This is a genomic window from Parabacteroides goldsteinii DSM 19448 = WAL 12034, assembly GCF_000969835.1.
Taxonomy (GTDB): Bacteria; Bacteroidota; Bacteroidia; order Bacteroidales; family Tannerellaceae; genus Parabacteroides; species Parabacteroides goldsteinii.
Genome location: NZ_KQ033912.1, coordinates 22940 through 36981, shown reverse-complemented (window position 1 = coordinate 36981; position 14042 = coordinate 22940). Strand labels below are relative to the sequence as shown.

The window sequence follows — 14042 nt, the reverse complement described above, 5'->3', positions numbered from 1 at the left end:
TAACGATTACAGGAGTTTATATGTCAGTAATAATCTAATTACTTCTTCATAGCTTCCTCGATAGCAACAGCTACAGCAACAGTAGCACCTACCATCGGGTTGTTACCCATACCCAGGAATCCCATCATTTCTACGTGAGCAGGAACGGATGAAGAACCGGCGAACTGAGCGTCACCGTGCATACGGCCCATTGTGTCTGTCATACCATAAGAAGCAGGACCGGCAGCCATATTATCCGGGTGCAGAGTACGACCTGTACCACCACCTGAAGCAACAGAGAAATATTTGTGGCCGTTTTCCATACATTCTTTTTTGTATGTGCCAGCTACCGGGTGCTGGAAACGAGTCGGGTTAGTTGAGTTACCTGTGATAGATACGTCAACACCTTCAGCACGCATTACAGCAACACCTTCACGAACGTCGTCGCAACCGTAGCATTTTACTTTTGCACGAAGACCTGTTGAATACGGATATTCTTTGATTACGTTCAAATCGCCTGTCAGGTAATCGAACTGAGTCTGAACATAAGTAAAGCCGTTGATACGAGAAATGATCATAGCAGCATCTTTACCCAGACCGTTCAGGATAACGCGAAGCGGTTCTTTACGTACTTTGTTTGCCATTTCAGCGATCTTGATAGCACCTTCTGCAGCAGCAAAAGATTCGTGACCAGCTAAGAAAGCGAAACATTTTGTTTCTTCGCGAAGCAGACGTGCACCCAGATTACCGTGGCCGATACCTACTTTACGGTCGTCAGCAACAGAACCTTTGATACAGAATGCCTGCAGACCGATACCGATAGCTTCGGCAGCGTCAGCAGCGCTTGTGCAACCTTTCTTGATAGCGATGGCAGCACCTACAACGTAAGCCCAACATGCATTTTCGAAACAGATAGGTTGAGTTTCCTTACACATTGTATAAGGATCGATACCTTTAGCGTCGCAGATAGCTTTTGCATCTTCGATACCGTTGATACCATATTCTTTTAAAACCGCGTTGATAGTATCAATACGACGGTCATAACTTTCAAATAAAGCCATATTATTTTTACTTTTTTAAATTCTTATTTACCAGGAATAAAGATATTAGAAAGTTGAAAACAAGCACACCGCCGCAACAGGCCATATAGAATGCCATCCAGGGACGGTCCGGCTTCATGACGAAGTAGGTGATTACCGTCGCGATAACAGTCAGAATGATCAACCCGGTCAGGACGCGTGTCAGTGTTTTCTTATTCATTACGAGGATCGATATATTTTACAGCTTCTTTGAAACGACCGTAAGAACCTTTAGCTTTTTCCAGAGCTTCGTTAGCATCGATGCCTTTCTTTACCATTTCCATGAATTTACCCAGGTGGATGAATTCATATCCGATTACCTGATCGTCAGCATCCAATGCCATACGAGTACAGTAACCTTCAGCCATTTCCAGGTAACGGGTACCTTTGGCTAATGTACCGAACATGGTACCAACCTGGCTACGCAGACCTTTACCTAAGTCTTCCAGACCGGCTCCGACAGGCAGACCGCCTTCAGAGAAAGCAGACTGTGTACGTCCGTAAACGATCTGCAGGAATAATTCGCGCATAGCTGTGTTGATAGCGTCGCAAACAAGGTCAGTGTTCAATGCTTCCAGAAGTGTTTTGCCCGGAAGGATTTCTGATGCCATCGCAGCAGAGTGAGTCATACCAGAACAACCGATAGTTTCTACCAGCGCTTCCTGAATGATTCCTTCCTTTACGTTCAGTGTCAGTTTACATGCACCTTGCTGAGGAGCACACCAACCCACACCATGAGTCAAACCTGAGATGTCAGTGATCTGAGTAGATCTAACCCATTTTCCTTCTTCAGGAATCGGAGCACAAGGATGGTTGGCTCCCTTCTTTACAACACACATGTGTTGAACTTCATGTGAATAAATCATAATCGCTAATTTATTATATTAAAGTGATAATAAAACTTTTTGCTAATTTCTATGTAATATCGCTTTCTTTAAAGACCGCACAAAGATAAAATTTTTAATTCAGCCATGCAAGATGCAATGTTTGTTATTTGTCGATCGGTTGAATATTCAGTTCGGAGCCATTCAGCAAGATACGGTGAGTGACAGGTCCTATCTTTTTCATCATAGCCGAAACGCCGCAGTACTCCTGTGACAGGCGGATCGCTTTTTCTATCCGGGCACTTTCCTCTGCCTTACCGGTTACGTGGAAAGTGATGAAGAATGCCGAGTAAAGCATCGGCACGGTATCGGTTGTTTCTGCTTTGACGTCGATAGATAGTTTTTCAAAACCGATTCGCATCTTCTTGAATAGAGAGATCACATTGACCCCGCTGCATCCGGCCAGGGCGACCAGCATCAAGGCTTTCGGGCGGACACCGGAACCGGTGCCGCCGTCTTCTTTGCTGGTGTCGATCGTTACCGTATGGCCATCCATCTGGGTTTCAAAGGTCGAATCCTTTTTCCAGTCGAGAGTGATTTGGGCAGACATATCGTTCTTTTTTATTTTTTAAGTGCTTCCTGTAGTTTGGCATCTATCTCTTCACCATGGATATTCTTGGCGATGATCGTGCCGTCTTTATCGACCAGTACGGTATGAGGAATGCTGTTGACACCATATAAAGCAGCACCGGCATTCTGCCATCCTTTCAGGTCGGAAAGCTGTGTCCAGGTAATATTCAGGTCTTTTACGCCTTTTGCCCAGGCTTCGGGTTTGCTGTCCAAAGAGATACCGACGATTTCGAATCCTTTATTCTTATATTGTTTATATAATTCGACCAGATGCGGCATTTCTTTGCGGCAAGGAGGACACCAGGAAGCCCAGAAGTCGATAAGGACAACTTTACCGTTACCGACGAACTCAGACAATTGATGTACTTCGCCTTTCGGATCAGCCATTTCGAAATCAGTAAACTTTTTGCCGACGGCTACGTTTTTCAGAACTTCCAGGTGGCTGATCATTTTGTCGATATTCGGCTGTGCCTTAAAGGTAGAGTCGGCTTTCGACAGTATTTCGTTCTGCTGCTCTTCACTCAGGTTGTAACGGTTTTCGTATAAATATTTGGCAGACATTTTCTGGTCCATATGAGCCAGAATATAATTGCATACGGCTTTGGTTATTTTGTCGCTGATTTCATCATATTTCTTTTCAGCCGCAGCCGCAATTGCTTTGTCTTCGGAACGGATCTCATCCCCGAGTTTTCCCATTTCGTCAATGAAAGGCTTGAGACTATCTTTCATTGCTTTTTCTGCATCGTTGGCCGGGGTACCGGTTACGATTGACAAGGTATCCAGGTTGATAGTGAGTTTGCCGTTTTCAAGTGTAAACGTTGTCTTGAACGGAGTTGCCATACCGCGTTCAGTCTTGACAACGTCGGGCGAAAACTGAATGATCGTAATTTGCGATTCATTCTGGGTACCTTTGAATTTGAATGCATTGTTTTCTACCAGCGCACTGTCGAAAGGTAAAACGTCCGGTTTTCCGTATTCATAAAGATATACGTAGTTTCCGTTCAGATCGGCGTTTGAAACTGTACCGGTTATTTCGTAACCCGGTTTTTCGCTGCAAGCTGCAAGAAGCAGGGCGGAGGCAGCCAATGGAAGATACTTTTTCATATATTATATGTGTTAAAACGATGTCATCACCTTGTGATTCGCGAAGTTATCGCTTTATTAATTATAGTTTATTTCTTTAGGCTTAAAAAGTTCTAATATTACCGAAAAGATGGATTATATTTGTTGCCTGATCGATATACCGGGGTTTACCGGCAGTTATCGGGAGATTATTCTACAAATATTAATACTATGATTCGGACCAATAATAACAAACGGACAATGCTACGGCTTTTATGTATGAAATTGATGATACTCTGCTTGTTTTTGCTTTGTGCTTTACCAGGCGGGGAGGCGGCGGTTTCGCTGCATAAAGCAAATATCGACCTGTCGAATAATGCAATTATCGATATATATCAGGATGATCGCGGTTATATGTGGATCGGAACTTACGATGGCCTGAACCTGTTCAACGGGAGAAATACCTATGTCTATCGTTTTGAACCGGATAATAAGAATACCCTTTGCAGTAACATTATCAATAAAATCTCAGATGGCGGTCCCGGGTATCTCTGGGTGTCTACCTCGATGGGACTGAACCGGTTTTCGCTGAAAGACCGTAAAGTGACCGAGTCATATCCTGAATATCCCGAATGTCTTCTTATAGCAACGGATTCTTTAGAAAATACCCTGGTTGTCAGCCGGAAGAATTTTATATCCTGCCATACTTCCCGTACAGCTTCCTTTCAGGACATTTATACGCGGGACATAACACCGGAAACAGCAAGGTTATTATTTGTAGGCGAGCAAGGCCGTTTTTATCTTCTCTCGTCAGACGGGGTTTTGAAGCAACTCATTCAGGATTATTCGAAACTGCCTTTAACGATAAAAACAAAGGAAAACAAGATACATGATAAACCGATAGAACAGGCTTTTTATGAAGAGGGCGTTCTTTATTATGTCGATGCCGATAATAAACTGTACCGGTACCGGACGGAGGAGAACAAAGAAACATATTTGTCTGATCTTTCCGGATGGATGGAAAAATATGGTAAGGTAGCCCGTGTAGTCTCTTTTCAGTCGAAACTGTATCTGGTGTTTAGGAACGGCCTGTTGCTTGATCCTGATAAACCGGAAGAAGCTATCGATCTGAATATCGGTGTCTTTAGTATGTTTAAAGACAAGAAACAACAAATACTCTGGATTGGTACGGATGGGCAGGGACTCAGAATGTTGTACGATAAATATGAACGTTTTGACGGATTGGCGTTGGAAGATTTACCTTTTGTAATGCTCAATCCGGTTCGTTCCGTTTATACGGATGAAGATAAGACACTATGGTTCGGAACGAAAGGGGATGGCTTTGTTCGTATAAAAGAGTATGATTCCTATGCAAAAGGGGAGATCCCGCTAGACCGGATCGCCCGTTATACAACGGCAGACGGCCTGTCCAACAACCGGGTCTATTGCTTTTTCAAAAGCCTGTATCATCCCCTGGTGTGGATTGGTACAGACGGCCCCGGCCTTTCTTATTATTCTTATGAGGATGAGAAAGTCCATACGCTTCCCAGCAAGATAGATACCCGGATAAGATATGTTCATTCTATCTGTGAGATAAACGATTCGACGCTTTGGATGGCAACGACGGGCGACGGGTTGATCGAGGTTGTTCTGGAACGGGATAAATCCGGTCTGACGGTTAAGTATCTTCAGTCTTACCTGCTGGAAAAGGACGGAAAGATATGTAACGAATTTTATTCCATGTATTATGACGGAAAATCCACCCTGTATCTGGGAAGCCGCGGAGGATATGGGATGGCACGTTTCGACCTGCTCACGAGGCAGTATGATTTTATGTCGATGAACAATTCGGCTAACCAGGCGATCGGTGATGTCCTTAGTCTGTGTTATAGCAGCGATTCGACCTTTTACCTGGGAGCCAGTTCCGGCATGACGCGGATGAAATGCGATCAGGCGGGGACGTGTGAATTTTGGCAGTACGACAGGAGTGACGGCATCAGCAACGATATGATTCATGGCATACTGGAGGACAAAGATAAATGTATCTGGTTGAGCTCCAATAAGGGACTAACCAAATATAACCCGCATAATAACTTTTTCCATAATTATGGGAGCCAGGAACTGATGGTTACGGAGTTTTCCGACGACGCTTACTGGAAATGCCCTTATACCGGACGTCTGTTTTTCGGGGGCGTCGATGGGCTGGTATGGATCGACCCGCAAAACGACCGGCAGGAAAGCTATAGTCCCGACCTGCATTTCTTTGAGTTGAAGATGGGAGACGAAACCATCAGTCTTTACGATTATGCGGATGCGAATCCCGGCCCTGTAACAATTCCTCCGGACGTTTCGACTTTTACCATTTCATTTGTTGCCACCGACTATATCCATGGTGACAATTATGAATATTCTTATCTGTTGCAAGATTATAATACGGCCTGGACGGAATTACAAAAGAGCAATGAAATATCGTTTACCAAGCTGCCTTACGGAAACTATACCCTGAAAGTCCGTTATAAAAACGATGTTTACGATTCTAATGCGCGGGAATATCTTTTACCGTTGAAAATACTTCCTCCCTGGTATCTCAGTACCTGGGCGATAGCGGTCTATATTTTTCTGGCCATCCTCTTTGCAGGCGTGCTGGTTTATTGGATCAACCGGCGTATCGCTGAAAAACAACAACAGGTGGCCCGTAAAATCCATGAAGAACAGAAAGAAAAGCTGTACGAAGCCAAACTGAACTTCTTTGCCAATATCACCCACGAACTTTGTACCCCGCTGACTTTAATCAACGGAGTAGGGGACTATATTCAAACCTATGCCGAAAATACTTCCGACAACAAACTGAAAAGGTATATCCGCATATTGAGGGATAACGTAGCGAGCTTGAATGAACTGATTCAGGAAATCCTGGATTTCCGTAAGATAGAAGAGGCCGGGCTGAATTATTTCAGTATCAGGCGCATCTCTGTCCCGGATATTATCCGCAGGCAATACGAGTCATTTACCCCTATTGCCGAGCAGAATGGGATAAAATTCGTGTTGTCTCTTCCGGATCAGCTTTACTGGAATACAGACCCTACCGGATTAAAGAAGATATTGGTCAATCTGATTTCCAACGCTTTTAAATACTCGGATGAAGCCGGAGAAATACGTATTTCGGCTACTGCGGAAAATAAGTCCTTGATAATCCGTGTCTATAATTCGGGCAAAGGAATATCCGAAACAGACCTGAAGACTATTTTTGACCGTTACCGTATATTGGGCGACCTGGAGGGAAACAATTATACGCAAACAACATCGAGGAACGGACTGGGATTGTTTATCTGCCATAGTATTGTACAATCCCTGCATGGCACGATAGAGGTGAAAAGTGAAGAAGGCCGGTTTGCCGAATTTATTGTCCGCTTGCCACACCTGGAAGCCGAGGAGGAGGAAGCCGAACCGGAAAATGAGGAACCGGAAACGGTGCCTGTCCTTTCGTCTCCCATCGATGAAACCGGATTGCCGGGAATTGTTTCTCCGGAGAATAAACCCTGTGTCCTGGTGGTGGACGATCATAAGGATATTGTCTGGTTGATTAAGGAATCTTTATCTGAGGCTTATACGATAGTGGAGGCTTACGGTGTGGAAGAGGCGATCCGTTTGATGGAAAAACAAACGCCGGCCCTGATTATTACGGATATTATGATGCCGGAGATCGACGGGATGGAATTGATCAGCCGTGTGAAATCGGATAAGTTTACCCGCCATATTCCGTTGATAGTCGTTTCTGCCAGAATATCGGAACACGACCAGGCGGAAGGGCTCGACCTGGGGGCAGATGCCTACCTGACCAAGCCGTTTTCTGCAGTGGTGCTCCGCTCCGTAGTCAACCGGCTGATGACGAGTAAAAAAGAACTGAAAGATTATTACTATTCACCGGAGAGCGCCTACGAACAATCCGGCGGACAGCTGATTCATCAGGAAGATAAAGAATTTATGGATGCCGTAACTGCCATTATCCGGGAAAATCTCGATAAGGAAACCCTGCGCCTGGAGCTGATAGCCGAAAAGATGGGCATGAATACCCGGTCGCTTTACCGCCGTTTCAAGAAGATATCTCCGCTCACTCCTTCCGATTTTATCAAGGATTACCGGTTTAATTATGCTGCGCAGTTATTGGTGACGACTAATCTGAGCGTACAGGAAATTATCTATAAAGTCGGCATTTCGAACAGGTCTTATTTCTACCGGGAATTTGCTGCCAAATATAATCAGACGCCTACCGAGTACCGCAATAAGCAAAAAGTAAAACTTCCGGGGAGATAAAAGCGATTCCGACAGGAATATGTAAAACTTCCGGTGGAAAGTACTGATTTCAACCATTATCCCGTGAGTGTCCTGATTTGCCAAAAGAGTGTCATAATGTGCCGGGTGCATATTGTGACACTCTTTTGGTATTCCAGTAGTAATGCGGGAAAAGAACAATCCGGTAATATTGCATTCAGATTTGTGAAACCCGATAATGCTTTTTAATATGAATACAGAATGATTTGAGCAATGAATAGAAACACTTCGCTTGATTGGCATTTGAGGCGGGAGTGTATCAGGGAGTTGTTTTATACTTTGGATAGTGAATACTTTATTGTTTTAATTTTATGAAGTTGTGTTGCATTAATATATTTGTAATTGTAGTTGGTAGTTTTTTGCTTTCAGCATGTCGGGAAAATGTTTCGGTGAATGTACCTGAATTGTCGGATGGGGACCCGACAACTTGTTATACAGGAACCCGGAAACTGAATCGGATTGTTTTTGATCCTCAATACAGTATTCCTATCCAAAGTTATAAAATCTATTCATCAGGCGAATCACCTGTACATGACCCGGCAAGCTGGGTACTGAAAGGCTCCTACGACGGAAAGAACTGGGTGGTGGTAGACGAACGGAATGACCAGCGCTTCTGTTCACGTTACCAGGAAATCCTTTGTCCGATAACCAATCCTTCCAATTATAAACAATATATGCTGGAAGCCGAAACGGCAGGCAGCGATACGCTGGTGATCGGTGATGTCTTGTTTTCCGAAAAGAACCTGGTTACAGACTGGGAAGATTTCAGATATCCCGCAGTAGACTTTGAAGTACTGGCTCCGGAAACAAAAGGTGCAGTTATTTATGCAGACCTTGTACAAGACCCGGATACCTACCTGAAATACCACGCCCGCAAAGTGGCGGAAATCCTTTTCTATACGGCAAAAGATACTATGAATGATGTTCAGACCATTCATTATACATTGAAGGATTATGATGGCGTTTCTGCCAAATCCGGGAATCCTCCGGCTATTTATATCGAATACAGTACCCGCCATATCGAGAAGTCGGCGAACGAATCGCTTTACAAGCTCGACTTTGAAACACGCGGTGTCTTATATCATGAGCTGGTCCATGCGTACCAGTTCGAACCGAAAGGGATTGGTTCATACTCGACGAATAAAGAATTTTGGGCCTGTATAGAAGGAATGGCGGATGCCGTGCGGGCAGAGTCCGGGTTTTTCGATATGAGTACCCGTAAGCCGGGGGGTAACTGGATGGATGGTTACCGTACGACCGGTTTCTTTATCCAGTGGCTGAAAACAAAAGACCCGGATGCCATACGTAAATTCCATCTGACCGTCCGCGACCTGGATGTATGGAGTTTCGACAAGGCGATCAAGTGTATTTTCGGCGAAGAATCCGGTATTGAAAGCATGTGGAATGAATACCAGGCGTTTCTGACAAAAGAATAAATAAATACTACATACCTATGAAATCTGTAAGATGTTTAGCCTTATTTCTGTCTGCTGCGCTGGCAGGTGGAACGCTGTGGGCACAGGAGAAAGTATCCTTTGTCAATCCGATCATCGGAACAAACGGGATGGGGCATACGTTTCCGGGGGCTTGCGTGCCGTTCGGACTGGTGCAGCTAAGTCCGGATACCGACACGATCCCGCATAATGTCGATGGCAAGTATCAACCCCGTTCCTATGAATATTGTGCCGGATACCAGCATAAGGACAGCAGTATCGTCGGTTTCAGTCATACGCATTTCAGCGGAACCGGTCATTCCGACCTGGGGGACATACTGATCATGCCGGCCACCGGCTGCCTGAAACTGAATCCCGGAACAGCGACCGATCCGGATGGCGGTTACCGTTCCCGTTTCTCGCACGACACGGAGATATCCCGTCCCGGCTATTACGAAGTCATGTTGTCCGATTATGGCGTAAAAGCGCAACTGACGACCACCAAACGGGTGGGAGTTCATAAATATACTTTTTCCGGCGATGGCGGAAACCAGCGTATTATTCTCGATATGATTCATGGTATTTACAATTACGACGGAAAAGTCCTGTGGACAAATATCCGCGTAGAGAATGATACGTTGGTTACCGGTTATCGCATAACAAACGGATGGGCACGGACCAATTACACCTATTTTGCGATGTCTTTCTCCAAACCTGTCATTCATTATGGTTGCGAGGAAAAGGCGAAAGTGAATTACCGTGGCGGTTACGGCAAATTCAATATGAAAGAGAATTTCCCGGATATCGGCGGACGGAAGATCGTAGCCTATTTCGATTTCGATCCGGCAACCTCCAAAGAATTAGAAGTCAAGGTAGCCCTTTCCGGTGTGAGTACCGACGGTGCCCTGAAGAATCTTCGTGCGGAAGCATCCGGTTACAGCTTTGACCAATTGGCGGCAAAGGCTTCGGATACCTGGAACAAGGAACTTTCCAGCATAGAGGCAAAAGGTAACAACGACCAGCTGTCTATGCTTTATACCTCTTTGTATCATACCATGATTAATCCGTGTGTCTATACCGATGTCGACGGGCAGTACCGCGGTTTGGACGGAAATATTCACAAGGCCGACGATTTTACAAACTATACGGTCTTCTCTGTCTGGGATACTTACCGTGCCTTGCATCCGTTATTCAATATCATCAACCGCCAGGTAAATACCGATATTGCCCGCTCCATGCTGAAACACTGCGAACAAAGCGTACATAAAGCGTTACCGGTATGGAGCCATATGGCAAATGAAAACTGGTGTATGATCGGTTATCATTCCGTATCCGTACTGGCGGATGCCGTGGCAAAAGGATTACCACTGGATAAGGAGGAAGTCCTGCAAGCGATGGTCAGCAGTTCTACCATTCCTTATTATGACGGAACGAAGGAATATATGGAAAAAGGATATGTTGCACTCGATCATAACGGAAGTGCCGGTTCCTTAACGCTGGAATATGCTTACGATGACTGGACGATTTATAATACCGCCCGTCTGGCAGGAAACGACCGGGTGGCAAACCAATATAAAAAACGGGCGGCCAACTATATCAATGTGTTCGACACAAGTATCGGTTACGCCCGTCCCCGTTATTCGGACGGACGCTGGAAAGAAAACTTCAGTCTGTTGAGTACGCATGGTGAAGGGTTTATCGAAGGAAATGCCCTGAACTATTCTTTCTATGTCCCTCAGGACGTAAACAATATGATTCAATTGATGGGAGGCGACAAGTCTTTCATTTCCAAACTCGACTCGCTGTTCACGATGCATCTGCCGGACGAGTTCTTTGCCGAAACGGAAGATGTTACCAAAGAAGGACTTTTAGGCGGCTATGTGCATGGCAACGAACCGAGCCACCATATCCCGTTCCTGTATGTCTGGACTACCCAACCTTGGAAAACCCAATACTGGCAGCGTGAAATCATGAACAAGATGTACCGTAATAATATCGACGGCCTGTGCGGTAACGACGATTGCGGCCAGATGTCGGCCTGGTATATCCTGTCGGCTATGGGATTCTATCCCGTTTGTCCGGGAACCGACCAATATGTGTTGGGTGCTCCCTACCTGCCTTATATGAAGGTATCGCTTGAAAACGGGAAGACTTTTGAAGTCAGGGCGGATAAGGTCAGCGACAAGAACCGCTATGTCAAATCTGTCCGTCTGAACGGCAAACCGTATACAAAAGCCTATATCACGCAACAAGATATTATGAATGGGGGAGAGCTGACTTTTGAAATGACCTCTTCACCGAATAAGAAGCGTGTATTTACCGGGGACGACAAACCCTATTCGTTATCTGCTAACTAATCATTATTCTATATTCCATGAAGAAGTTATTTATTCTGGCTATTGCCTTTTGCAGCAGTCTTTTCACGATGAAGGCTGCGGATAAGACCGAACTGGTGGATTACGTGAATCCCCTGGTCGGCTCCCAGTCGAAAATATCCTTGTCCACAGGAAATACCTATCCGGCGATTGCAATGCCGTGGGGTATGAATTTCTGGATGCCTCAAACCGGAAAGATGGGAGACGGCTGGGCCTATACCTATGATGCCGACAAGATACGGGGTTTCAAGCAGACACACCAGCCCAGTCCCTGGATAAACGATTACGGTCAGTTTGCCATCATGCCGATAACCGGTAAGGTGGTGTTCGATCAGGATAAGCGTGCCAGCTGGTTTTCCCATAAGGCGGAAGTGGCCAAACCGAATTATTACCGTGTTTACCTGGCCGATCATGATGTGGTAACGGAAATCACGCCGACAGAACGTGCCGCCATGTTCCGTTTTACTTTTCCCGAAACGGATAAGTCGTATGTGATTGTCGATGCTTTCGACCGTGGTTCTTATATCAAGATTATTCCCGAGGAAAATAAGATCATCGGTTATACCACCCGTAACAGCGGAGGTGTTCCCGAGAATTTCAAGAACTACTTTGTTGTCGTGTTCGATAAGCCTTTTACTTATAAGGCAACGGTCGGTGACAGCGAAATCCGCAAGGGTGAAACGGAAGCACAGGAAAACCATACCGGTGCCATCATCGGTTTCTCAACCCGTCGCGGGGAAGTTGTGCATGCCCGTGTCGCTTCTTCTTTTATCAGTCCCGAACAGGCTGAGTTGAATCTGAAAGAGTTGGGCGGACGGTCTTTTGATGAAATAGCGGATGCCGGTCGTAAGACTTGGAACGAAGTGTTGGGACGTATCCGGGTGAATGACGATAATGTAGACAAACTGCGTACTTTCTATTCCTGTCTGTATCGTTCCGTCCTTTTCCCGCGTAGCTTCTACGAAGTGGATGCCAATGGGAATATCGTGCACTATAGTCCGTACAACGGGGAAGTATTGCCGGGTTATATGTTTACCGATACCGGTTTCTGGGATACTTTCCGTTGCCTGTTCCCGTTCTTGAACCTGGTGTATCCGTCGATGAATGTGAAGATGCAGGAAGGTTTGGTGAATACGTATAAGGAAAGCGGATTCCTGCCGGAATGGGCGAGTCCCGGTCATCGTGGCTGTATGGTAGGGAATAATTCGGCTTCGGTTGTTGCCGATGCTTATCTGAAAGGTTTGCGCGGTTACGATATAGAAACCCTTTGGGAGGCTGTCGTACACGGAGCGAACAATGTTCATCCGAAGGTGAAATCGACTGGCCGTCTGGGTTACGACTATTATAATAAGTTGGGGTACGTGCCTTATGATGTGAAGATCAACGAAAGTGCCGCCCGTACATTAGAATATGCTTACGATGACTGGGCCATCTATAAACTGGGAAAAGCATTGGGTAAACCGGAATCGGAAATAGCCGTTTTTGCCAAACATGCCATGAACTATAAGAACCTGTTCGATAAGGAAACCAAGCTGATGCGTGGTCGTAATGAAGACGGTACATTCCAGTCTCCGTTCAACCCGCTGAAATGGGGGGATGCCTTTACGGAAGGAAATAGCTGGCATTATACCTGGTCTGTCTTCCATGACCCACAGGGATTGATCGACCTGATGGGAGGGAAGTCCGGTTTCAACGCAATGATGGATTCCGTATTCAATGTGCCGCCTTTGTTCGATGACAGTTATTATGGTGGTGTAATCCATGAGATACGCGAAATGCAGATCATGAATATGGGTAATTATGCTCACGGTAACCAACCGATTCAGCATATGATCTATCTCTATAACTACTCCGGTGAACCCTGGAAAGCGCAGTATTGGGTACGCGAAGTGATGGACAAGCTGTACTTCGCCACTCCCGACGGCTATTGCGGTGACGAGGATAACGGACAGACTTCTGCCTGGTATGTGTTCTCTGCACTCGGCTTCTATCCGGTCTGCCCGGGAACTGACCAGTATATCCTAGGCTCTCCATTATTCAAAAGCGTGACGCTGAATCTGGAAAACGGCAAGAAGGTAGTGATCAATGCCAATAACAATGATGCAGCGAACCGTTACATCTCGACCATGAAGGTAAACGGCAAGAATTACACCCGCAACTACCTGACACACGAAGACCTGTTGCGTGGTATGACGATCAACTGCACCATGTCCGCCACCCCCAACAAAACCCGTGGCACAGAGGAAAAGGATGCACCTTATTCATTCTCTAAAGAGATAAAAAACTAGAAATATTTGAACTATCCCGTTCCCGTGCTCGACACGGGAT

Annotated in this window: 9 protein-coding genes; 4 read left to right on the top strand and 5 right to left on the bottom strand. The window is 45.6% G+C overall.

Going from position 1 to position 14042, the window contains the following annotated elements; genetic code table 11:
* Positions 1 to 38: 38 nt before the first annotated feature.
* The 5 genes from HMPREF1535_RS00160 to HMPREF1535_RS00140 form a co-directional block, all read right to left on the bottom strand.
* Positions 39 to 1040 carry a GGGtGRT protein gene (locus HMPREF1535_RS00160; RefSeq protein ID WP_046144962.1) on the bottom strand — a complete coding sequence of 334 codons (1002 nt, stop codon included), beginning with the start codon at positions 1038 to 1040 and terminating at the stop codon, positions 39 to 41.
* Positions 1041 to 1047: 7 nt separating this feature from the next.
* On the bottom strand, positions 1048 to 1239 hold the full coding sequence (locus HMPREF1535_RS00155; protein WP_007658685.1) for a hypothetical protein: 192 nt from the start codon (positions 1237 to 1239) through the stop codon (positions 1048 to 1050).
* Entirely contained in the window at positions 1232 to 1924 is a 693-nt protein-coding gene (locus HMPREF1535_RS00150) for an iron-sulfur cluster assembly scaffold protein (protein WP_007658684.1), read from the bottom strand. Before HMPREF1535_RS00150 ends, HMPREF1535_RS00155 begins: the two co-directional genes overlap by 8 nt.
* 124 nt (positions 1925 to 2048) lie before the next feature.
* The gene (locus HMPREF1535_RS00145) at positions 2049 to 2492 is read right to left on the bottom strand and encodes an OsmC family protein (RefSeq protein ID WP_046144961.1); all 444 of its coding nucleotides are present in this window, start codon (positions 2490 to 2492) and stop codon (positions 2049 to 2051) included.
* 11 nt (positions 2493 to 2503) lie between these two features.
* Complete coding sequence (locus HMPREF1535_RS00140; protein WP_046144960.1) at positions 2504 to 3616, bottom strand: TlpA disulfide reductase family protein; 1113 nt, start codon at positions 3614 to 3616, stop codon at positions 2504 to 2506.
* Positions 3617 to 3835: 219 nt separating this feature from the next.
* Here HMPREF1535_RS00140 and HMPREF1535_RS00135 point away from each other — a divergent pair, with 219 nt between their 5' ends.
* The 4 genes from HMPREF1535_RS00135 to HMPREF1535_RS00120 all read left to right on the top strand — a co-directional run bounded on the left by HMPREF1535_RS00135 (position 3836) and on the right by HMPREF1535_RS00120 (position 14002).
* On the top strand, positions 3836 to 7888 hold the full coding sequence (locus HMPREF1535_RS00135; protein WP_046144959.1) for a hybrid sensor histidine kinase/response regulator transcription factor: 4053 nt from the start codon (positions 3836 to 3838) through the stop codon (positions 7886 to 7888).
* Positions 7889 to 8217: 329 nt separating this feature from the next.
* Positions 8218 to 9342, top strand: a complete 1125-nt coding sequence (locus HMPREF1535_RS00130; protein WP_046144958.1) for a basic secretory protein-like protein — start codon at positions 8218 to 8220, stop codon at positions 9340 to 9342.
* Between the two features lie 17 nt (positions 9343 to 9359).
* Complete coding sequence (locus tag HMPREF1535_RS00125) at positions 9360 to 11696, top strand: GH92 family glycosyl hydrolase (RefSeq protein ID WP_007658677.1); 2337 nt, start codon at positions 9360 to 9362, stop codon at positions 11694 to 11696.
* 17 nt (positions 11697 to 11713) lie between these two features.
* Positions 11714 to 14002 carry a GH92 family glycosyl hydrolase gene (locus tag HMPREF1535_RS00120; RefSeq protein ID WP_046144957.1) on the top strand — a complete coding sequence of 763 codons (2289 nt, stop codon included), beginning with the start codon at positions 11714 to 11716 and terminating at the stop codon, positions 14000 to 14002.
* The last annotated feature ends 40 nt before the right edge of the window (positions 14003 to 14042 follow it).